Here is a 22,748-nt window from a genome sequence, read left to right as displayed (position 1 = left end):
AAAATGTGTTTTGACGATAAAGCGGTAAAAAAATGAAAGAATATATGAATGCCAAATCCCGGATCAGGTCAGTTAAACCCTTTTTGCTGGCCATGCTTGTGATGATCAATGGTGCCTGGAATCTTCTATCAGGACAGGGAATCAATGAGCAGGTGACTGTGGTGGCAGCTTATGAACCCTCCATTCCGGATGTCAATAAGATCAATCTAAATCCGGCAGCTTCCGAAACTGAAGTAAAACTGCCTGTAATGTCCTATTCGGTGACGCCCGTGCAGATGGAAACAAAGCTGAGTCCTGAATCGATTCCGGCTGTGCGGCTGGTGGGCGAGCCTCAGAAAAAGCTTTTAAGGAACTATGCCCGCCTCGGGTTCGGAAACTATACCACCCCTTACGCGGAATTCTGGGCAAACTCACTCCGCTCAAAATCTTACCAGCTCGGCTTACACTTCAAGCATTTGTCATCTTCGGGTGAGATAAAGGATTATGCCGAAAGCGGAAACAGCGTTAACCTGATACAACTGCAGGGCAGGAAGTTTTTCGGGCAGCACACCCTGAGCGCCGGACTGGGTTTCAGGCGAAATGCAGTACACCATTATGGCTTTAAACCTGCAGAATCTGAAGGCTTCTTCCCGGATGATATGCTGAAACAACGGTTTAACCGGCTCAATGCCTCTGTTGCCATCAGGTCGAACTATGCGGATGAAGATAAACTGAATCATCAGCTTACTTTGGGCTTCAGAAACATTGCTGACAAATTCAAAACTCGGGAAACAACATTCAGCCTGCAGGGAGCGGCAGATAAGCGGTTTGAACTGTTTGATATTACGGATTTCCAGCAACTGGGTCTTGAAACATCTATGGACTTCGCGGGATACATGGATTCTACACTGAAACAAAGCAGCACATTGGTCAGTGTACGGCCGTTTATCGCAACAGGATTTAATGAATACACATTTAAACTGGGCCTGAATTTTACGTTTCAGGGTGATTCCGTTTCCAAGGCCTATCTGTTTCCCTTTGCCGAAGCCAGGTTAAGCGTGATTGAAGATGCCTTGAATATCTATGCCGGAATCACTGGAGGTCTGCAAAGGAAGGGATTTGATTTGCTTGCCGAACAAAATCCGTTTATTCAATCGGTGCTGCCTTTGCAATATACCCGTGAGCGGTTTGCTTTTTATGCCGGAGCTTCGGCCAGGGCCGGGAAGCACATCAACCTTTATGCCTCTTTCCGGACAGGCGTCATCGAGCATGAAGCCTTTTTCGTGAATGATTTTTCTCAGGCACCGTTCAACCGCTTTGTTCCGCTATACGACGACGCCAATTTGCTTGCGGGCAGGTTCGAGGCAGAATATCACACTGCTGAACGCCTGAAAGTTAAAGCTTTTGCTGCTTTTGAAAAATGGAAAGTGCAGCATGAACTTCAACCCTGGCATAAACCGGCAAGCACCCTGGGTGCGGAAGCCTATTACAATATCGGGAATAAAATTATTGCACGTGCCTCGGTTACCGCCAGCGGTAAACAATATGCAAGGCTGGAGGATGAGGATGGAGAAGTCAGGGCTTACCGGATCAAGGGCTACACCGATGTCAGCCTGGGCCTGGAGTACCGTTATACCCGCCAGTTGTCGGCTTTTCTTAATCTGAATAACGTTACCGGTGTGCGTGCCTATAAATGGTATAATTATCCGGGATACCGTTTTAACCTGCTTGGCGGAATAGCTTATTCATTTTAACCAAAGCATCAGATCCGCATCAGAATTTTTTTCGATTTTCCGGAATCAGATTGTCGTAAAAGCACTGTCGGAGGGCAATACCGCTGAACCAGAAAGGCCGTAATGTAACGCGGCCTTTTTTTGTTAATAACTTGCACAAATCAGGGTCAATGATTCCGTGATTTGAATTGATTAAATGATTACCTTTGCTTGTTAACTAAAATTTACTATTTTACTGAATATGAGTGAATTAAATAAAGAAGCCATTGCTGCCGGAAGTGGAAATGGAAACGGCAACGGCAATGGAAATTATACTGCTGAAAACATCCAGGTTCTTGAAGGTCTTGAAGCGGTTCGTAAGCGCCCTGCCATGTATATCGGTGATATTGGCTCCAGGGGGTTGCATCACCTTGTATATGAGGTTATTGACAATTCAATTGATGAGTCGCTGGCCGGCTACTGCGATAACATAGAGGTGTTTATTCATCCCGACAATTCTATCACTGTTTCGGATAACGGCCGTGGAATTCCTACCGATTTACATGAAAAAGAGAAACGTTCGGCGCTTGAAGTGGTCATGACGGTGCTGCATGCCGGTGGAAAGTTTGATAAAGGCTCCTATAAGGTTTCAGGTGGTTTGCACGGGGTAGGTGTTTCCTGCGTAAATGCCCTGTCTTCGATGCTGAAAGTCACTGTATGCCGCGAAGGAAAGGTCTTTGAACAGGAATATTCAATCGGTAAGCCGCTTTACCCGGTGAGGGAAGCCGGCACTACCGGAAAAACAGGCACAACGGTTCATTTTAAGCCGGATACTTCAATTTTTACCAATGATATATACGATCTTGAGATACTGAGTTCCCGCCTGCGCGAACTCGCCTTCCTGAATAAAGGGATCCGTCTTTCCATTACCGATGAGCGTGAAGCAGATGAAAACGGGAATCATCCCCATTTTTCATTCTATTCTGAGAACGGTTTGCGCGATTTTATCGAATATCTCGACGGCATGCGCGAAAAACTGATGCCGGAGCCGATTTATATCGAGGGGGAGAAAAATGATATTCCCGTTGAGATTTCGATGCAGTACAATACCTCATTCAGCGAAAACATCCACTCTTACGTCAACAACATCAATACCCATGAAGGCGGAACCCATCTTGCCGGTTTTCGCAGGGCGCTCACCAGAACCCTGAAAGCCTATGCCGACAAGTCTGGGATGCTGGCCAAACTGAAGTTCGACATCAACGGTGACGACTTCCGCGAAGGATTAACGGCAATTATTTCCGTAAAGGTGCAGGAGCCCCAGTTTGAAGGGCAAACCAAAACCAAGCTCGGAAATAATGAGGTGATGGGGGCTGTGGATACCCTTGTTTCTGAACTTCTTAATTATTACCTTGAAGAACACCCAAAAGAGGCCCGCACCATTGTCAACAAGGTGATCCTCGCGGCCACGGCCCGCCATGCGGCACGTAAGGCCAGGGAACTTGTACAGCGCAAAAATGTACTCTCCGGCTCGGGTTTGCCGGGTAAACTGTCAGACTGCAGCGAAAGAGATCCCGAACTCTGCGAAATCTACCTTGTGGAGGGAGATTCGGCAGGAGGAACCGCCAAACAGGGCCGTGACCGGCGCTTTCAGGCCATACTTCCACTCAGGGGTAAAATCCTGAACGTGGAAAAAGCCATGCAGCATAAGATCTTCGATAGCGAGGAAATCAAGAATATTTATACCGCATTGGGCGTTTCGGTTGGAACCGAGGATGACAGCAAGGCACTCAACCTTTCAAAACTGCGTTATCACAAGGTAGTGATCATGACCGATGCCGACGTGGACGGCAGCCATATCGCCACACTGATCCTCACTTTCTTCTTCAGGTACATGCGCGAGCTGATTGAAAACGGCTATGTTTACATTGCCACACCTCCGCTGTATCTGATCCGCAAAGGCAATAATGAACGCTATTGCTGGTCGGAGGAAGAGCGGGAAGCTACGGTAGCCGAATTTTCAGGAACCGGCAAGGAAAGCAACGTGCACATTCAGCGCTATAAAGGTTTGGGAGAAATGAACGCCGAACAACTCTGGCTGACTACCATGAACCCTGAATTCCGGACCTTGCGTCAGGTAACCATCGAAAACGGCACTGAAGCTGACCGTATATTCTCCATGCTTATGGGCGATGAAGTGCCGCCACGCCGTGAGTTCATTGAGAAAAATGCAAAATATGCGAAAATTGATGCCTGATATTTGCAGGCGGATCAAAACGAAAAAACCGGAGTTCATTGCTCCGGTTTTTTTGTAAGGGTTGTAGAGCTAAACGCTCATTCTTGCTAAAAATGATAGGCAGCCCCCATCCTGAATCTGATTCCCGACCAGTCGACCCTGACCGGCTGCTTTTCCTGGTTTTGTAAATAGGCTTTTTTATTTTCTGACCATCTCAGGCGACCGGGGATGTTATATTCATAGCCGGCCAGCATTTCCAGGCTGATTTTGTCTGATATGTGATAATATCCTGACAGCGCAACTTCACCAAAGAAATTCAGGGAAACGAATGTAAGGTCTTCACGGAACTCTTCCGCTCCTGTAATCTCAAAGTCTTCATTGAAATCAAGCCAGCCTGAAGTAGTTCCGCCTCCAACGGCAAAATGGCACCCCCATTGCCCGCCATGATGAACCGGTATACGATACTGCATGCCTGTGCGTAAACCCTTCAGCTGCATACTCATCCGGTAATAACCCGAATAATCTCCGTAAAAATTGCGGGCACCGGTGTATTGATAACTGATATCGAATACCATTTCTGAAAAGTCTTTCATAGTTAATGCCATAAAACCGCTGTAGGTTATATAACCCGGAAAAGAGGCTGTTTGTGACAGGGCAGGCAGGTTGGGATAGTTACTGATTTCGTCCTGAAAAGCTTTCAGATCCTTCAGGTTGTATGACCCGTACCCGCCATAAATTCCGGCCTTCAGCTCCTGGGCTGACGACTGGTATCCGGTAATCAGTATCAGGGATGCAATCAGATTGGCTAGCACTTTTCTCATGGCAGATACGGTGTTATATCAAAAACATATCCCGAATGGGAAAACAGGCGTTTGTTATACAGTTTCGGCATTGAATCGGTGCTGGGAACTTTCAGTACAATTTGAAAGGTATTGATGTCCATTACATACAGATGGGTGTAATCGGTAAGCAGCAGGTATCCGCTTTCCGGATCAATATTGCGCAGCACGCATTTCCCGGGTAAGATTACTGACCGGATCAGGCTGAAATCACGGGGGTTTCTCAGCTCAAGCACTGGTGATTCCTCCAGCGTCAGAAAAAGCCGGTCCGGATGCAGATCGTCAAACAGGGCCGACTTGTAGGAACGCTGATCGCGGTAAGCGGTTTCGAAGGTGTTGTTCGCAATATTGTAGAGCCAGATTCCGTTCCGGGTAACTATTACACACTGATCCCCGGCGGGAGCTGTGGAAATACACGCCCATTTGCTGTAATAGGGATAATCTTCAATATCCAGCGTTGCGGTGATTTCTCCGGTATTCAGGTCAATAATGCTGTAATCCCCACCCAATATCAGGGCTGCTGTATTGACCGTCGTCAGGCATAAATGATCCGAATTGGCCGATGGTGTGCCGTACGGGATGATGGCCGGATTCGTCAGTTGCCGGTTTTCGAACAGGTAAAGTGCCTGCCTGGTGGCAACGCCGACCCTGGTTGAATTGGGCGGACAGGCATAAACCGCGTCATACAGTAAATTCGGGATACGGTATGAAGCCATTGCATTCAGGCTGAAAATGTCGAAGGCCTTCATGTCGTCATACACAGAGGTGTAAAATGCTTTTTCAACTGAATTGTAGGCGTATTCCGGCCAATTGGGCGCAACATTTTCGCCGAGTGTGAAGGTAACATACGAATAAGGATAGTATGTTTCATCACACTTACTGGAATACATCGGTTTACTGTCAAGTTTGTACTGCCCCCAGCTGCCAAAGCCGGGCTGTGCGATGGTAATGCTGGTATCCGGCGAGTTTTCAAGATAAACCGGATTGGGGTATCCATCCGTTCTGGTGAACGTATAATGCGTGGGGTATCCCGTTTTATTCCACGAAAATGTCACACTGTCAAGATTGGCAAACGAGGCTGAGGGGACAGGCGGTTCGCGCTGTATTTGAAGCGATGTGTAACTTGGCGAGGCGGATTCGGTGTATACGGTGTGGTAAAGCGAGTAATTGACCTCACCACAGGTATAGCAACTGTCGATGAATTGACCGGGAAGCCTGGGATTGAAATACCTCTGGGAGCTGTTAAAACTGAAACTCCTGTTTAAGCGGAGCGACTGCGAGTTAAAATTTAATGAAGGCTGCCAGCTGATGCGTAAAAATCCGTTCTCATCGGTGTCTGCCGTCATCTGAAGGTACCCGGCCGGTCTGGTGTCGATCAGCGCTACCCATTCGCGGGTTCCGGCATAATATTCGTAACCCGACAGATCGGCAAGGCTGCCGGTGCCGGTTGAAGTAAACATATTGACCGAAAGCTTGTAGATGCCCGGATTGTATTCAAACGGATCAATTTCCACCTCACCCGTATCGTTATATAATTCCCACCGGTCATCAGACAGCAGCATCTCACCGGCATGGATATCCAGCCCGAATGCACTCAGCCTGTAATTGAGCCGGAGCCTGTTGAAAATAAACAAGGTGTCGCCTGAATCCTCCAGTTCGATCTGTAAAGGATGACTGGCGGCCGGAGGGTCAATCTGTGTAAATTCGTCATCAGTGAGCGGATATTCGCACGAGTTAACGGCCAGTAACATTACAAAGATCAGAAATGGCAATAAAACCCTGCTCGGTGAAATTGTGGTTGAATGGATTTGGTTCATTCAGGTAAGATGTTATAATTCAATGTTATATAGCATTATCGGATTATATATTACTGTGTGGTTGCCTTGAATCCGCGAATTCATGAACCCATACCGGTTCAGCAAATACGATGTGTTTTCCTTACTTACAATGGTGCATGCAAGATAATACATTGTTTAATCCAGGACACGCTTGTATGCAGTTTAGAATAAATATTTTCATGGGATTCCGGATTTATGTAACGATTTGTATAACAGTATTTTAACAGTCGCAGATGCCGAATATTCATCATGAAATACTATTGTGCGGAATTCTGATTCGATTGCTTTTTGGTTTATCGCGATCAATATCCATTAATTATGGCACGGAATTTAGTATTTCAACCGTCAGACAAATATCATTTGCCAAATTAAACATGCAGACTATGAAATCTAAAGTGATTATTGTTGCCCTGTTGCTGACGTTAACAGCCACTTTATCATTACAGGCACAGAATTACCGGACCGGTCTGGGTGCCAGGCTGGGTTTTTTCAACGGAATCACGGTAAAGCACTTTGTAGGTAATTCGAACGCCATCGAGGGCATTGCAACTTTCCGTTGGGGAGGATTTGCCCTTACAGGCTTGTACGAATGGCAGAAACCCATTAAAGGGGCTCCCGGACTTGACTATTTTCTCGGGCTTGGCGGACACATCGGTGTGTGGCATAACGATCGTTATTACTGGTATGATGGTGATCGCCGCGATGGCCATTTCAGCATTGTGGGGGTTGATTTTATCGCCGGACTGGAATACACCCTGCAGGAAGTCCCCTTCAATTTCAGCCTTGACTGGAAGCCGGCCTTTAACCTGATCGGCGACCGGCACTGGTGGGGAGATGGGGTGGCACTCTCGATCCGTTATACTTTCTGATTTATACCTGCCGGAATAATTTAAAAGCGGAACCTGTTGTATAGGCAGGTTTCACGTTAATTGCACCGGACAGTTTAAGGCCTGCTCTGTTTCAGCAGCCATTCATACAGTTCCGGATTGTTGTAGGTTTCCGTCCAGCTGTCGTGGTTGGCGCCGGGATATATAGTGATCCTTGCATTACCCCCTGCATCCTGAAGGAGTCTGATCATTTTTGCCGCATCGGTAACGGGGACCACATCATCTGCGGCGCCGTGAAATGCCCATACGGGCATTGATTTCAGTTCATCTGCCCTGCGCGGATAATTACGGTCAATCCTCCCGCAAACCGGGGCAATCGCGGCAAAATAGCCGGGATAAGCCATCGCCAGATCCCAGGCTGCCCAGCCGCCCATGCTCAGGCCGGTAACATAAATCCTGTTTTCATCAACCCTGTAACGACCGGCAATATTTTTCACCAGTGCATAAATGGTTTCTGCATCCCAGTCGCGCTTGTCGGGGCACTGGGGCGAAAGCACCATAAATGGAAAGTGCTGCCCGGCTTCTATAAGTTTTGGAGGTCCGTGAACCTTGATTTTCTCAGGATCGTTGCCACGTTCACCTGATCCATGCAGGAATATCAGCAGGGGCCATGTCTTATCCTTTTCCGAATTATAATTATCAGGGAGGTACAGCAGGTAATCCAGGGATACCTGGCGGATCACGGTTCCGGTAAATGATCCCTCATGCAGAACTGTCTGAGCCTGAGTGCCGATCCCTGCCAGGAGCAGCAATAGCAGAATAACTGAAAAATTTTTCATCCTGAATCCGTTTGAAATGGATGTGCTTATTTAGTCAAAGAAGTTCCACGATACCCCGAAACGCAATCCGCGGTCAGGCATGGGGTAGGAGGGAACCATAATGTAGTTATATCCCGATAGTCCGCTGTTCAGGTGCTTCATTACCAGGAACAGGCGTGCCCGTTTTACCCTGAGGTTGACAAATCCGTCCACATAAGGATAGTTCCCTGTTTCCACCCTGTTCTGCAGGTAGTAAGACCTCAGTGCAGGCATATAGGCATCGGCATAGAATGCCGTGTTAAACATCAGCGAAAGCCCTGTTTGCAGATAAAGCGCCCTTTTGAACAAGGCAACCGAATATGTGGCTGTTGCCCTGCCGGCAAGATCGGGCAAGCGCAGTATGTCGGACTTTGAAGCATTTTGCCAGATGGCGAATGCCTGTAGTCCGATGCTGCCCAGGGTGATATCGGCAAGTCCGTATAGCTGGCTTATCGTGATGGAGCCGTCTGCCCTGGCCGGATGGGCGTTTTCGTTGAAATAGACCCAACCATCCAGGTTGTAGAAGTTAAATCCGGTCTGAAAATATTTCCGCTTGTACATCACTTTTCCGCTAAGGATGGTCTGTTGCCCGAAACTGTTTTCCCAGCGGAAGTGATTGGAGGTATGAAACTGATAGAGATATTCGGGTTGAAGGGCATCCAGTGCCAGAGACGCGTAAAGATTTCCCCAGGATGTGGAATTGTCGAAAGCGGGCAGGGTGAGCATGGCGGCAATCCCTTTCTCGCCATTGAAAGGCGCTCCGTTACTGAACCATATTTTACCCTCGGCTTTTGCGATGCCAAAGGTATTGGCTGAAATATAGGCAAAAGGGGTGAGACGGTTGAATCTCCGGATGATGGTATCGTTTTTATAGGTGCTGAAAGCATGTTCGATACCAGCCCTCAGTAATACAGCCTTGCCGCTGCCCCTGGCTTTGCCCACGCCGCCTTCGAAAATCAGCTCGTTGGTGAACTCATGAAAAAAGACAGAATCGAAGGTGCTTACGGAATCGGCATATATTTCGGGATAAAAACCCGATCGCGGATTGGCATCGGTATAAAGCAGGGCGTTGCGTGTGTAGGTGAAGGTATGCCGGAAAAAATTGGTACGCTCCGGATTGAAAAACAGTTTACCGGGCGGTGCTGTCCGGATTTGTGATCCGGTATCTGCTTTGATCATGTTAAGCAACGTGTCGCTGACCGCATCAGGATTTTCAATGAGCCTTGGGTTGCGTCCGAAGTAATAAAACTGATTTATCTGAAACCCGCTTTCCTTTATAAGGTTATCTGCATTGCTCAGCCATGTGGCAATGCGCTTGCGGTCGGCTTCATAGTTGGTGGTAAAAACAGAATCATAAACAATGCCTCCGTTTTCACGCCATTTAAAACGGTTGTTCCGGTAGTTGGCCAACACGGCATAGCGTTCGTTATCCGTAACAAACTGCCCTTGTAGGGCTAAGGAAGAATTGTCTGACTTTTGCCGGTTATAAAGCCCGACCGAATTAATGATACGAAGGTCAACGCCGAAGCTCAGTCCCCTGGCCAGATGCTGGCTGTGGGTAACGCTGAATAATTGCTCTTTGCCTTTGCCAAAGGAATATGCAATGTTGGTGTAAGGTGCAAAACTCCGGTAATACCGGATGTTCGCGTTATTCAGTATATACGCATCGAAATTGTATGGAGAAAACCTGAATCCGGAACTTCTCCGGGGATTAAAAATTAACGTTTTGTAGGCAAGGCCGATGTTTCCATTTACGGCATTCAACAGATCTGTCCCTTCGGCAGGATCGTAAAACTGAAATCCTGTAAGCAGGGTATCGGCTGTACGTTTTAGTGCTGATTCCCCCGGCCAGCGCTGATCCGCATGAAAAAAGAAAACCGATGCCGTGTCCGGTGATTGCTGATCTTCTTTGTCTGCAGCGGCTTCCTGGGCCATGATGCCCCGGATGCTTAAGAGAATAATGGTCAGGATAAGCGTGAATCTGCGCATGAAGCGTGCGGTATTGCAGTTGCAAAGATAGGATTAACCGGCATTGCTAACGCCGGTATGGCCATTTTATTGAGTCATGAATTATTTACCCCTGATCAGTTTACCTTCATACAAATATCCTTCTGAATGCAATCTGATAAGGTATGTTCCCGGTTTCAGGTTGCGGATATCATAATGCCCTTTGGTTTTATACTTCATTTCTTTTGCAACCTGTCCGCTGATATCCATAATAATCAGACTGTCGGCATTCAACGATTCCTGATTAAGGATGCGGAAATATTCATGTGCAGGATTCGGAGAAAGGATCAGCTTTCTGACTGCTGCCTGTTCCTGAACTGACGCCGGGCCATTGCCGAAAAGCCATAGCACGGCCTCCCTGAAATTATCGCGCCAGAGTGCTTCGTTGTGCTGCCCCCCTTCAACAACTTTGTTAAAGATTTCTTCCTGCGAAAAGCCGGCAGATTCAAGGGAATCGCTCATTCTGAGCATGTGTGCCACCGTGTTTTCACCTTCGAGGGTGCCGCATAACTGGTAAAACTTCATGTTTGCCTGTTTCGGGCTGTTCTGGATGAATGACCATACGCTGTCGGAGAACCAGTAGGAAGGCGAAAATATTCCGGCTTTGCTGAAAGTCTGCTGATACCGCAGGGCCCCGTAATGGGAAATCAGTCCGCCCAGGGAGCTTCCCATGATGCCGGTATGCTCCCTTCCGGGGAGCGTGCGGTAATTTTGGTCAATATAAGGTTTAAGCGTTTCAACAATAAAACGGACATACGCCTCTCCATCTCCTCCGCCATACTGCTGACTGGCCCATGGGGTGTATTCCGCAATACGGTATATGCCGCCATTGTCTATGCCAACGACTACCGGCACATCAATTCCTTCGCCGGCCATAGCGTTCAGTGTTTCATCCACCTGCCATTCTCCTGAAAATGAAGTATTCGAATCAAAAAGATTCTGCCCGTCATGCATATACAACACAGGATAATCTTTGCCTGAGGTGTCGTAATCAGGCGGCAGGTAAATCCATACTCTCCGTGACCGGTTGAGTTGAGGAATCATGAAGTCCTCATCCATTATATACACATTCGGGGCCGCAGTAGAGTTGTTTCCGCTGCCGCCGTCGGCCCAGTTATGTATGGTGACTTCAACGGTCTGTCCGTTGCCGAATGTGAATCTGCGGTCAGCAATCTCTTCCCCTGACGGGCCTTTTTCAACGGTAGCCCAACTGCCACGGGTAAATTTATACCTGATCTCTGTCCCCTCCGCCTCCTCAGCAAGGGTAATATACCAGTTGCCGTCTGTATTTTTCTGCATGGCATAAGCGGGCGATCCGGGATTCCACCCGGTAAAATCCCCTGCAATATAGAGGTTGTCCTGTGCCGGCGTATTTTCCGGCAGTGAGGTCACCAGAAAAGTTACCTGGCCCCGGACGATTCCAGTCAGAAGCAGTAAAATAAGGCAAACCAGTGTGAATGCTTTTTTCATGGCAGTTGTCAATTTTTTGTAAAAGTATGTTTTTTCTGATAAATACCGGTTTTGGCCATAACAGCCTGTTAATATTGTCTTTACAGGCAGATCCGGTTTTTCTGCCATAACCGGAATGATGGCTGATCAGCCATGTAACTTTAATTAGACTACCTTTGCCGCTCAAAAACAAACAGTATATGGAAAACCTTCAGTCCGGAGTGACGGGTGTGATAAGCTTCCGGCGCTGGAGCCGCAGTTCATGGGCGGTATTCAGCAGCCTTGGACGCAGCATCCGTATCGGCGTGCTCAGTCTGTCGTGTTCCATACTTGTGCTGCCGGGTCATAGCCAGGAGCAGCCGGATTCCATCCCATCCTCATCATCCGGGCGTGAAATTGAACTTGAAGAAGTTGTTGTCAGCGCCCAACGTACTCCGGTCGTTCAGTCGGAGCTGATGCGCGTTGTTCAGGTGGTCACCCTTACGGAGATTGCCCAGCATTCCTCAGCCGGACTGGCAGGATTGCTCGAACATCTGCGCGGTGTGGATATCAGGCAGCGGGGAGCTTTCGGGATCCAGGCCGACATCAGCATCAGGGGCGGAACATTCGATCAGACATTAATTTTACTGAACGGGATCAATCTGACCGATCCCCAGACGGGACATCACAACCTGAATCTCCCGGTTGACTTATCTTCGGTTGAGCGTATAGAGGTGCTCCAGGGGCCCGGGGCCCGGATTTTCGGCCCGAACGCATTTAACGGTGCCATCAACATCATTACGGCAGATCCGGACAGGCGGGGAATCACCGCAACGCTCTCGGGCGGAGAATTCGGTCTTTTTCAATCATCTGTATCGGCAGTGCTTGCATTGGGTAAAATAAATCAGCACATTTCACTTGGTTGGAACAGGAGCAACGGATATCAGGAAAATACTGATTTCAGTAACCTCAATATGTTTTACAGGGCTGTTGTCCCTTCCGGACCGGGTTCCTTTGATATGCAGGCCGGCTTTACACAGCGCGCCTTCGGGGCAAACAGTTTTTATTCGCCCAGGTTTCCGGCTCAGGCCGAGGAAACCCGTGCCGCATTTATATCCGTTAAATATAAGCCTGGCAGGCGGATTAACCTGAATCCGGCAGTCTACTGGAGAAGGCATCATGACCGTTTTGAACTTTTCCGTGATGATGCCCCGCTGTGGTATCCCGGTCACAATTATCACATGACAGATGTTGCCGGAGCTACCGTTAACTGGATGCATGTAGCCGGTTATGGCCGGTTGTCGCTGGGCGCCGATTACCGTTTTGAGCATATTTTCAGCAATGTGCTGGGGAATCCGATGGCCGTGCCAAGGTCTGTTCCGGGTGAACCGGGAGAGGAATTTACCAGATCGTATCAGCGGCAGTCCCTCAGTATGATGGCAGAGCAATCGGTATTTCTTGAAAATTTCTCCGTTTCCGCCGGTTTGCTGATGCATCTGAATGCTTCACTGCCAAATGGCATCAGTATTTATCCGGGAATTGATCTCGGGTGGCAGGTGCATAAATTAATCAGATGGTACGCCACGGCCAACAGAACACTGCGATTGCCCACATTCACCGACCTGTTCTACAACAGCCCGACCAATGCCGGCAATCCTGATCTGAAACCGGAAGAAGCGCTTGCGCTGGAATCGGGTTTTAAGCTGAATAAAGGCGCTGTAAATGCTGAGATATCCGTTTACCGGCAATGGGGAAAAAATATGATAGACTGGGTAAAACCTGCCGGAAACGAAATCTGGCAGAGCCTCAATCATACCATGATTCATGTTGCCGGGATTGAAGCCGGTGCGGATTTCGACCTCCGGAAATCGGGCAGCCAAAAGGTGGTCAGGCATATCGGCCTGCATTATTCCTGGACAAAGGCAGATAAGCACAGCAGGGGTTTTACCTCGCTTTATGCGCTGGATATCCTCAAACACAAAGTGGATATGAGCCTTGGCCACTCAATTACTTCAAAGAGCGGTATCGACTGGAAGCTTTCTTTTCAGGATCGTTCCGGTGGCTATCAGCCTTATGTCGATGGTGCATATGTTGATGAAATTCCTTATCACCCGGTGTTGCTGGCCTATGTAAAAGCATTCTGGAACCCTGGCGCATTTCAGGTGTTTGCAGAAGTCAGTAATATATTGAATACCAAAGTGATGGATCATGCCAATGTACTTCAGCCGGGACGCTGGATGCTGGCCGGAGTAAAATATCAGCTGCAACTTAAGTAAGTCACCCTCCGGATTCATCTTTAATATAACGGCAGGGAAGTCGCAGAAGGATTTCCGGGTAACAATCTGCGGCTGGGAAACTTTATTTATCTTTGAATAATCAACCAAAGATCAGCCGCTATGAAAGTGTTTCGCTGGATTTTTCCGTTACTTGCTCCGGCAGTGTTGTTGTCCTGTAAAGGAACTTCTGACAAAACAAAATCTCAAACCATGGATCAATCTGATAAGAAAATAGTAGTTTATCAGGTATTTACCCGGTTATTCGGGAATACCAATACTGCAAACATTCCCTGGGGGACAATTGAAGATAACGGGGTAGGGAAGTTTAATGACTTCACTGACAAAGCACTGGAAGAGATCAGGGCGCTGGGCGTTACCCATATCTGGTACACCGGAGTGCCGCACCATGCCGTGATCCGCGATTATACAGCATACGGAATATCAAACGACGACCCTGATGTGGTGAAAGGCCGGGCGGGTTCTCCTTATGCCGTTAAGGATTATTACAACGTAAACCCGGATCTGGCCGTTGATCCTGCCAAAAGGCTTGATGAGTTCAGGGCCTTGCTTGAACGCACCCACCGGCAGGGCCTGAAGGCCATCATGGACATTGTGCCGAACCATGTGGCCAGGCATTATAAATCGCTCTCCAACCCTCCCGGAACGGAGGATTTCGGTGTATCCGACGATGTAACGGTTGAATATGCACGCAACAATAACTTTTATTATATTCCCGGGCAGCCATTCAGTGTCCCGGAATTTCCTGACTGGTACAAGCCCCTGGGAGGCGAGCCGCATCCTATGGCCGACGGGAAGTTTGAGGAATTTCCCGCGAAATGGACCGGAAACGGTTCAAGAATGACCCGGCCAGATTTCAACGACTGGTACGAGACAGTGAAAATTAATTATGGAGTCAGACCGGATGGCACCAAAGATTTCGATACCCTGCCGGCCGGTTTCGGGCAAAAGTCTGTAAGCGATCATTATAACTTCTGGCAAGGAAAAGATGTGCCTGACAGCTGGAAAAAGTTCCGGGATATTGCACTCTATTGGGTCAGTTTTGGTGTGGACGGCTTTCGCTTTGATATGGCCGAAATGGTGCCGGTGGAATTCTGGAGTTATATGAATTCAGCCATCAAAAATGCCAATCCCGATGCATTCCTCCTGGCCGAAGTCTACAATCCGTCCCTCTATCGCGATTATCTTCACCTGGGTAAGATGGATTATCTCTATGACAAGGTGGAACTTTACGATACGCTGAAAAATATCATACAGGGCCACGGTTCGGCCGACCATATTGCCGGTATTCAGGCCGGTCTGGCAGATATTGAGCATCATATGCTCCATTTTCTTGAGAACCATGACGAACAGCGGTTGCCCAGCCCGGCTTTCGCCGGCAATGCATTGAAAGGCAAACCGGCGATGACCCTGAGCGCCACCATCAGCACGGCGCCTACCATGATCTATTTTGGTCAGGAGGTAGGGGAGCACGGCGAAGGAAATGCAGGGTTTGGCAGCGAAACAAGGACTACCATTTTCGATTATTGGGGCGTTCCTGCCCACCAGCGCTGGATGAACAACGGAAAATTCGACGGAGGTTTACTGACCGCAGAAGAATCCGCACTGCGCGATTTTTACAAGCGCCTGCTCAACTTTACCATCAACAGCTCCGCGTTGATGGGTAAGTATCAGGAACTGCATTCCTACAACCGCGCCAACAGCCCCGGTTACTATGAGAAAGGATATGCCTTTGCCCGCTGGTCTGAAGATGAACACCTGCTGATACTTGTAAATTTCAAAGACTGGGTCGCCGATGAGTATGAACTTAAAATTCCTTCGGACCTTATAATGGAGTGGCAACTGGCGGATGGTAAATATCAGCTTACAGATCAGCTCTACCAGGAAAAAAAATATGAACTGATTGTCACGGACGGATTGGGTACGGTAAAAGTTGCCGTGGAACCGCTCGAATCACTGATTCTTAAGCTTGAAAAATAAACCTGTGGCAGTCTTTGATGCGTCAGACAGGGTTGTCTCCCGGCATTCCGGCGCGGAGTCCGGAATCCGGTTGAAACAGATGGGGTTTCTCAGCCGGAACCCTGATAAAAAACATTGTTTAGATTATGTATCCTGATCCTCAGATACTTGTTCAACTAGTTACCATGCCGATGCCTTTCGGGAAATACAAAGGCACGTTGCTCTGCAATCTGCCGGTTTCCTATCTGGAGTGGTTCGGGCGCAAAGGCTTCCCGGAAGGCAAACTTGGCATGTTGCTGCATACAATTTATGAAATTAAGCTGAACGGACTGGAGTATCTGCTGGATCCGATCAAAAAAGGGAAACTGTCATGAAACCTGCATCAGTCACCCTGATCAGGCAGGAGCTGAACCGCCTGCCGCAAAAGGAACTGGTGCAGATTTGCCTTCGCCTGGCCAGATTCCGGAACGAAAACAAAGAGCTGATGTCATACCTGTTGTTCGAAACCGGGGATGAAGAAGATTTTCTCCGGTCGGTTAAGCACGAAATCACACAATCCTTCAGCGAAATCAATCCCGCCAGCAGTTATTACATCCGGAAAAGCATCCGCAAAATACTCCGCACCGTCAACAAATTCATTCGCTTTTCAGGTTCAAAGCAGTTTGAAGTGGAAATGCGGCTGTTTTTCTGCCGTACCATGAAAAACACCGGCATGTTGTTGCCTGAGGTTACTTCAATTGTCAATCTTTACGCCGGGCAGCTCGAAAAGGTCAGGAAGCTGCTGCCATCGCTGCACGAAGACCTGAGGCATGATTACCAGGAGGAGTTAAAACTTCTTTAAGACTCCGCTTCACGGATTTCAATTCCGGTATTTGCTGCGAATAAGATGGTCTGCCGAGTATCTTCCGGGCCCCGCCAGTAAAATCATCAGATACATTGTAAGATATAGCAAAGCAGGCTCTCTGGCATTGAAGGGGTCACCGGCATGGGCATAGAAGGCGGCTACAAGCATGGTGATGATCAGCGGGATGGTGCTCAGCCGGCTCAGCAATCCGAAGATCAGCAATATCGACATCCCCACCTCTGCTATAATCGCCAGGGAGAGTCCCAGCTCCGCACTGCCAAATATGGCCGGGAATTTTCCGGAAGCAACGATCGCAGAATAGTTCAGGATTTTCGGAATACCGTGTGTCAACATCATGGCGCCTGCGGCCACGCGTGCAAGCAACAGTCCGGCATCCGTAAACCTCCCGTGCCGGGTTTCAGATATTGTTTTTAACATTTTATGAACAATTGGTTCACTATAAACAGGCGAAAACGACCAATGTTCTGTATTGACGCGGTTTTCGGAGGTTTTTATTTCAAAACCGGTGAATTTTGAAAATTCATGCTATGCTTTATTTTTGCCTGCGCTTTAAACTAAAACCACTTATCACATGAAAAAAAACTATCTGATCTTACTGCTGGTCTTTGCGGTAACGGGGACTTTTGCCCAGAATGTGCAGTTACATTACGATTTTGGTAAGGATCGTCAGTATCCCACCACCACAGTTGAGATGTTCAGGCCCGATAAATGGGGCTCAACTTTTTTCTTTGTGGATATGGATTATAACGTCAATGATGTAAAGGGAGTCAGTATGGCTTACTGGGAAATTGCCCGAGCTTTCAATCTGGGTAAAACCCCTTTGGCATTTCATGCCGAGTATAACGGCGGGTTTGGCCAGTTTATGCCAGGTGGAGCCTATCAGATCAATGACGCCTGGCTGGGAGGTCTGGATTATGTCTGGAACAACGGAGACTTTTCACGCGGATTTACTTTTCAGGTGTTGTACAAATATATCCGCGATAAGCACGATGCCGCTTTTCAGCTCACCGGTGTCTGGTATATGCATTTCCTGAACAAGAAAATGACATTCAGTGGTTTTGCCGATTTCTGGAGAGAGGATAATGCGTTTGTAAATGATGATGAATCATTGGATGAAACCAAATTTATATTTTTATCGGAACCCCAGTTGTGGTATAACTTTACCCAGAATATTTCTCTGGGCACAGAGATTGAATTGAGCAGCAACTTTGGTGGTGTCAAGGGCTTTGCAGTCAATCCGACCCTTGCCGCGAAGTGGACCTTTTAACCCCTGAAACCGGATCACTATGTTAGAAAAATTCTTCAGAATTTCAGAAAATAAGACCACCATCCGCACCGAAGTGCTGGCGGGTCTTACCACTTTTATGACCATGGCCTATATCCTGGCCGTGAATCCTTCTATACTGAGTGCCACCGGCATGGATAAAAATGCGCTTTTTACGGCTACTGCCCTGGCATCCCTGGCTGCCACCCTTGTAATGGCGCTCTATGCGAAACTGCCGTTTGCCCTTGCCCCCGGTATGGGCCTGAACGCTTTCTTTGCTTTCACTGTTGTGCTGGGCATGGGACATTCATGGCAGTTTGCCCTGACCGCGGTATTTATCGAAGGGATTATTTTTATTCTGCTCACCGCATTCAATATCCGGGAACTGATCGTCAACAGCATACCTATGAATATGAAGCACGCCGTTTCGGCGGGTATCGGACTCTTTATTGCCTTTATTGGTCTGCAGAATGCCGGGATCATTGTCAACAACGATGCTGTACTGCTGGGGCTTGGATCGGTCAAATCACCGGCCGTGATTGTTGCACTGTCAGGAATTATCATTACCGGGGTGCTGCTTGCAAAAAATGTTAAGGGAGCCCTGCTGATCGGGATTTTTGCAGCCACCATTATCGGATTGCCATTGGGGGTCACCCAGATACCGAAAGGACATCTGGTATCCTTGCCGCCTTCTTTGTCTCCCATCTTCATGAAACTTGAATTTCATGAGATTTTTACTGCAGATATGCTGGTAGTGGTGTTTACTTTTTTGTTTGTGGATATGTTTGATACGGTTGGAACACTCGTTGGCGTCAGCGATAAAGCCGGAATGCTAACAAAAGACGGTAAAATTCCCAATGCCAAGCAGGCACTCTTTGCCGATGCTTTCGGAACGACTTTCGGAGCCATGCTGGGAACCAGTACAGTAACCACTTACGTTGAAAGTGCTTCGGGCGTAGCTGAAGGCGGGCGTACCGGACTTACTTCTCTTTCGGTGGCAGGATTGTTCCTGCTGGCGCTCTTCTTTGCCCCGCTTTTCCTTATGATTCCGGCTGCCGCAACCGCTCCGGTACTTTTCCTGGTGGGATTGTTCATGATGTCTCCCATTCTTAAAATCAATCTCAATGATTTCACCGAAGCGATTCCGGCTTTCTTTACCATTATCATGATGCCCCTGAGCTATTCTATTGCCGAAGGTATCGTGTTTGGAATGCTTTCGTATGTGCTGCTCAAACTGCTGACCGGAAAATACCGCGAAGTCACCCCGGTGATGTATGTGCTTGCAGTATTGTTTGTCCTCAGCTTCTTCACAAAGTAAGCCCCGGCAAACAGCGTCAGGCTTTTATTTTCCTGAGATAAGAAAAACTCCCCCGGAGGACACGGCGTTATGCAGTGTTTCCGGGGGAGTACTCTTTGAGTATGGATCCTAAAGGTGTACTAAACGACCACTAAGCCTATGCCCCATGTAGTAAACTTCATAGATGTAAACCCCGGTAGGGAGTCTGCTCAGAGAGATGATTTGACGATGATCCTCTTCCGATACGTATGCAGAGGTTTTCAGAAAAATTCTTCCGTCAGTCAGGGTGATTACGATGTATATTTCTCCCGGTTGCGGAGTGTTTATCAGGAAAGAAATTGATTCCCCGGCCGGATTGGGGCAGGGAATGCATGAAAATACGCCTTTTTTAGCAGGATTCGCTTCTTCGGTGCCCAATGACTGCGATCCGAATTCCCAGGCCCCTATGTCAATCACGGCGAGCTGGTCGCCGTTTCCGTCCCAAACGCGCACACATCCGCCCAGGTCACAGGCAGGCCAGAATGTACCGCTCAGTTCTGCCGGCCCGGCATCAACACAGGGCGAATTGCTGCTGAGCGCCCATGGATTCTCTCCCAGGCTGATGAACATGGGTGACTGATCAGTATTGGCCCCGGAGTCATTCATGCCCCCTGAGATTCCTTCGCCGTTCATATCCTCGATGGCACAATAGCTGACAAATGGCTCGCATCCTGAGGCTGACCATATCTGGCTGCCCTGCCCGCCGGCATTGTAAAAGATAATGTTCGATGTCAGGACAGGGTTACTGTAAACCGGCACCCCGACCATCTCAAATGAGTTGCTGATGCCGCCCCCATTGCCGGTAGCCTGGTTGTTGCAGACGGTGTTGGCAAAAACCGAAGGGCTGCTGCCCCTGAAGTCTAAAGCGCCTCCGCTGCCGGCAGTGTTTGAAACAATCTGATTGTTAATGATCCGGGCATTGCTCAGGTAACAACTGATGCCGCCTCCGCCGGCCCCGGCCTGGTTTTCTTCGATGTAATTGTGCTGAACCAGCGGATTGCCTCCCGATATATTGATCCCGCCACCATGATCAGCAGCAGTGTTTTTATTAATGATGTTGTTCTGAATAACAGGGGAGGAGAAGGAGAAAGCAGCTATCCCGCCACCCCGGTAGGCCGCCTGATTATTGGTTATGGTATTCCGGATAATCTTCGGATTGGAAAAGGAGCAGTAGATGCCGCCGCCGTCATGGCCTGAATAGTTCATCGTAATCAGATTATCAGTGATCACGGCATTTGTTTTCTCGCAGTAAATTGCCCCGCCGCCCCAGTCAGCTGCACCGGATACAGCCCTGTTGTAACGGATCAGGCAATTATTGATATTCAATCTTGCAAGTTCGGCATAAATGGCACCTCCGCGATTATCCGGACAGTCGCCAAACACCCGGCCAAACTCAATCCGGCAGAATTGCAGGCGCGAGGTGTCCTGTTCTGCCGTGACGGTGTTCAGAAACCGCAAACCGTGCCAGCCTTGTTTCGGATCATTCACTGTAAAAATAATGCTGTCTGTCTCATTTCCTATGGCAGACAACTTGCCCATAACTACAAATTTGTAGTGTCCGGCAAAACTGATCATAACTCCGGGTTCAATGATCAGTTCGCTGCCTGAAGGGATGGTGATGGCGCCGTTGATGATATAGGGCGAACCGTGCTTGGTCCAGCTTCCGCTTACATCGCCGGCTTCAATAAAAGTTTGCGCTGCAGCAGTGATGCCCAGAACCCAGCATAACATTACAACCCATAACCTGTACTTCTGCATAGCTCCGGTCTTAGGGTGTATAAATGGTATGAAAACCAAAAAAAGCAAATATAATCAATTTCAGGTAGAAAAGCAAGATAATTGGTATTTAAAATACTAATATTTAAGTATTTGCACTTCTATTGCTTTTGAGATTTCATTTTTGGTGATTCCGCAGTGAAGCATAGCAGAAACGGATGGAATCCGGAACCAGCATGTTATAGCAGGGGTATTTGAACATCAGAAACACTGGGATTATATAGAAATTGTAAGACATTTTAATAATTCGGGCAGTGCCGGCTTACCAACGGAGCATTTTTATAAGGTACGGTTATCATAACACTCATTGAGGTTTTAGTTCCGGTTGCCGGTGACTGGCATTACTTCTTGATCATTTTAATAATTCCGGTTCTTTGCCCGCTTGTAAATGCAGCAAAATAAATTCCTGGTTTCATGAATGATAAATCAAGTTGAGTTGCCGTTTTTCGCAATGATTGTTTGTAAATCAATAATCCTTGGATGGTGTAAATACTGATTTCCGCATTATCAGTTAACTGTGACGCATTAATTGTGATATAATTTATAAATGGATTAGGAAAAAGGCTGAAATCTTTCTCATTGTTATCCGGTGTAATAATGCCCAGTCCGCCGTTTGTGGTTTTCAGGATGACTCCGTTTTCACCGACGGCATAACCGGTTGATGCATCTGTAAACCAGATGTGGGTCAGATTTTCGGTAACGCCTGAATTCAATTGTGACCAGTTATTCCCTGTGTCAGTGGTTTTAAATATGGTTCCATAATTACCCGCTGCATAACCACTTGTTTTATTTACGAAGTGCACGGACCGGACGGTTTTATCGAATGAAAATCCATCCCATGACATTCCTCCATTGGTTGTTTTCATAATAATGCCAGCCTCCGATCCCTGCGCCCAGCCTCCGCCTGCCGCAAAGCCGGTATCCCGGTCCATAAAATATAAGTCATAATAAGATACGGGAAATCCGGGGCCGTATATTACATCCCAGTTGGTCCCGCCATTTATAGTTTTATATATGTAAGAACAGTCGGCGCCAATATAGAAAATATCAGCGTCTGCCGCATAAAAGCTGATAACTGTCCCGCCGATACTCTGTTGTCTGACCCAGGTATTGCCTCCGTTTGCAGTTTTTAATAGTACACCGCTCCCGCAGGCAAAGCCTGTATCCTGGTTAATAAAACTTATTCCTGTTAACCAGGAAGCCGTATCCTGAATAAACCAGTTTTCTCCGGCATCGGTGGTTTTTAATAGTCCGCTCCCGCAAACTGCAAAGCCTGTCAGAATATTTGTAAAATGAATTGAGCCAATCCTTTCGGAAGTGTTTGAATTTACAGATAACCAGTTAGATCCGCCATCATTAGTCTTAATAATTGTTCCGTTTGAACCTGAGGCAAATCCGGTATCAGTATTAATGAAGTATAAACTGTATAAATCGGAAGTAGTATTTGATTCCTGTTTAACCCAGGTTTGCGAAAAGCAGGAAAAACACACCGGCAGGAGCAAGTGAAACAACAATGCTGATTTTTTCATGG

At 47.8% G+C, this 22,748-nt stretch carries 17 protein-coding genes; 9 read left to right on the top strand and 8 right to left on the bottom strand.

Annotated elements, in window-relative coordinates:
- Positions 1-32 precede the first annotated feature (32 nt).
- Positions 33-1,733, top strand: coding sequence for a hypothetical protein (locus TBC1_RS07245; RefSeq protein WP_062040209.1), 1,701 nt, complete (start codon positions 33-35; stop codon positions 1,731-1,733).
- 220 nt (positions 1,734-1,953) lie between these two features.
- Entirely contained in the window at positions 1,954-3,948 is a 1,995-nt protein-coding gene (gene gyrB / locus TBC1_RS07240) for a DNA topoisomerase (ATP-hydrolyzing) subunit B (RefSeq protein WP_082189516.1), read from the top strand.
- A gap of 86 nt (positions 3,949-4,034) precedes the next feature.
- Here gyrB and TBC1_RS07235 read toward each other — a convergent pair whose 3' ends face one another.
- Both TBC1_RS07235 and TBC1_RS07230 read right to left on the bottom strand, forming a co-directional pair.
- Positions 4,035-4,748, bottom strand: coding sequence for a hypothetical protein (locus TBC1_RS07235; protein WP_062040208.1), 714 nt, complete (start codon positions 4,746-4,748; stop codon positions 4,035-4,037).
- Complete coding sequence (locus TBC1_RS07230; RefSeq protein ID WP_062040206.1) at positions 4,745-6,583, bottom strand: hypothetical protein; 1,839 nt, start codon at positions 6,581-6,583, stop codon at positions 4,745-4,747. Before TBC1_RS07230 ends, TBC1_RS07235 begins: the two co-directional genes overlap by 4 nt.
- Positions 6,584-6,987: 404 nt before the next feature.
- Between TBC1_RS07230 and TBC1_RS07225 the strand changes: the two genes are divergently transcribed.
- Complete coding sequence (locus tag TBC1_RS07225) at positions 6,988-7,473, top strand: hypothetical protein (protein WP_137305510.1); 486 nt, start codon at positions 6,988-6,990, stop codon at positions 7,471-7,473.
- Between the two features lie 74 nt (positions 7,474-7,547).
- Here the strand turns inward: TBC1_RS07225 and TBC1_RS07220 are convergent, their stop codons facing one another.
- The 3 genes from TBC1_RS07220 to TBC1_RS07210 all read right to left on the bottom strand — a co-directional run bounded on the left by TBC1_RS07220 (position 7,548) and on the right by TBC1_RS07210 (position 11,765).
- On the bottom strand, positions 7,548-8,270 hold the full coding sequence (locus TBC1_RS07220) for a carboxylesterase family protein (RefSeq protein ID WP_082189515.1): 723 nt from the start codon (positions 8,268-8,270) through the stop codon (positions 7,548-7,550).
- 30 nt (positions 8,271-8,300) lie between these two features.
- The gene (locus TBC1_RS07215; RefSeq protein WP_062040200.1) at positions 8,301-10,277 is read right to left on the bottom strand and encodes a putative porin; all 1,977 of its coding nucleotides are present in this window, start codon (positions 10,275-10,277) and stop codon (positions 8,301-8,303) included.
- Between the two features lie 81 nt (positions 10,278-10,358).
- Positions 10,359-11,765, bottom strand: coding sequence for an alpha/beta hydrolase-fold protein (locus TBC1_RS07210; protein ID WP_172668848.1), 1,407 nt, complete (start codon positions 11,763-11,765; stop codon positions 10,359-10,361).
- A 179-nt stretch (positions 11,766-11,944) separates the two neighbouring features.
- On the opposite strand from TBC1_RS07210, the gene TBC1_RS07205 reads away from it, so the two are divergent.
- From TBC1_RS07205 to TBC1_RS07190, 4 genes are all read left to right on the top strand, one after another.
- Positions 11,945-13,999, top strand: a complete 2,055-nt coding sequence (locus TBC1_RS07205) for a TonB-dependent receptor plug domain-containing protein (protein ID WP_137305508.1) — start codon at positions 11,945-11,947, stop codon at positions 13,997-13,999.
- A 210-nt stretch (positions 14,000-14,209) separates the two neighbouring features.
- A complete protein-coding gene (locus TBC1_RS07200) occupies positions 14,210-15,997 on the top strand; it encodes an alpha-amylase family protein (protein ID WP_201781641.1) in 1,788 nt (595 codons plus the stop codon).
- A 125-nt stretch (positions 15,998-16,122) separates the two neighbouring features.
- The gene (locus tag TBC1_RS07195; RefSeq protein ID WP_062040195.1) at positions 16,123-16,350 is read left to right on the top strand and encodes a DUF3820 family protein; all 228 of its coding nucleotides are present in this window, start codon (positions 16,123-16,125) and stop codon (positions 16,348-16,350) included.
- Positions 16,347-16,817, top strand: a complete 471-nt coding sequence (locus tag TBC1_RS07190; protein ID WP_062040193.1) for a hypothetical protein — start codon at positions 16,347-16,349, stop codon at positions 16,815-16,817. Before TBC1_RS07195 ends, TBC1_RS07190 begins: the two co-directional genes overlap by 4 nt.
- Before the next feature lie 18 nt (positions 16,818-16,835).
- On the opposite strand, the gene TBC1_RS07185 is transcribed toward TBC1_RS07190, so the two are convergent.
- Positions 16,836-17,258, bottom strand: coding sequence for a DoxX family protein (locus tag TBC1_RS07185; protein ID WP_062040191.1), 423 nt, complete (start codon positions 17,256-17,258; stop codon positions 16,836-16,838).
- 154 nt (positions 17,259-17,412) lie between these two features.
- On the opposite strand from TBC1_RS07185, the gene TBC1_RS07180 reads away from it, so the two are divergent.
- Together TBC1_RS07180 and TBC1_RS07175 are read left to right on the top strand one after the other, a co-directional pair.
- Positions 17,413-18,108 carry a DUF5020 family protein gene (locus TBC1_RS07180; RefSeq protein ID WP_062040189.1) on the top strand — a complete coding sequence of 232 codons (696 nt, stop codon included), beginning with the start codon at positions 17,413-17,415 and terminating at the stop codon, positions 18,106-18,108.
- 19 nt (positions 18,109-18,127) lie between these two features.
- A complete protein-coding gene (locus tag TBC1_RS07175; RefSeq protein WP_062040187.1) occupies positions 18,128-19,423 on the top strand; it encodes an NCS2 family permease in 1,296 nt (431 codons plus the stop codon).
- Positions 19,424-19,531: 108 nt separating this feature from the next.
- Here TBC1_RS07175 and TBC1_RS07170 read toward each other — a convergent pair whose 3' ends face one another.
- The gene (locus TBC1_RS07170) at positions 19,532-21,199 is read right to left on the bottom strand and encodes a T9SS type A sorting domain-containing protein (protein ID WP_062040184.1); all 1,668 of its coding nucleotides are present in this window, start codon (positions 21,197-21,199) and stop codon (positions 19,532-19,534) included.
- A gap of 359 nt (positions 21,200-21,558) precedes the next feature.
- Positions 21,559-22,746 carry a YCF48-related protein gene (locus TBC1_RS07165; RefSeq protein WP_082189514.1) on the bottom strand — a complete coding sequence of 396 codons (1,188 nt, stop codon included), beginning with the start codon at positions 22,744-22,746 and terminating at the stop codon, positions 21,559-21,561.
- Between the last annotated feature and the right edge of the window lie 2 nt (positions 22,747-22,748).

The organism is Lentimicrobium saccharophilum, from assembly GCF_001192835.1.
Classification (GTDB): domain Bacteria; phylum Bacteroidota; class Bacteroidia; order Bacteroidales; family Lentimicrobiaceae; genus Lentimicrobium; species Lentimicrobium saccharophilum.
This window is presented reverse-complemented; position numbering and strand designations above follow the sequence as displayed.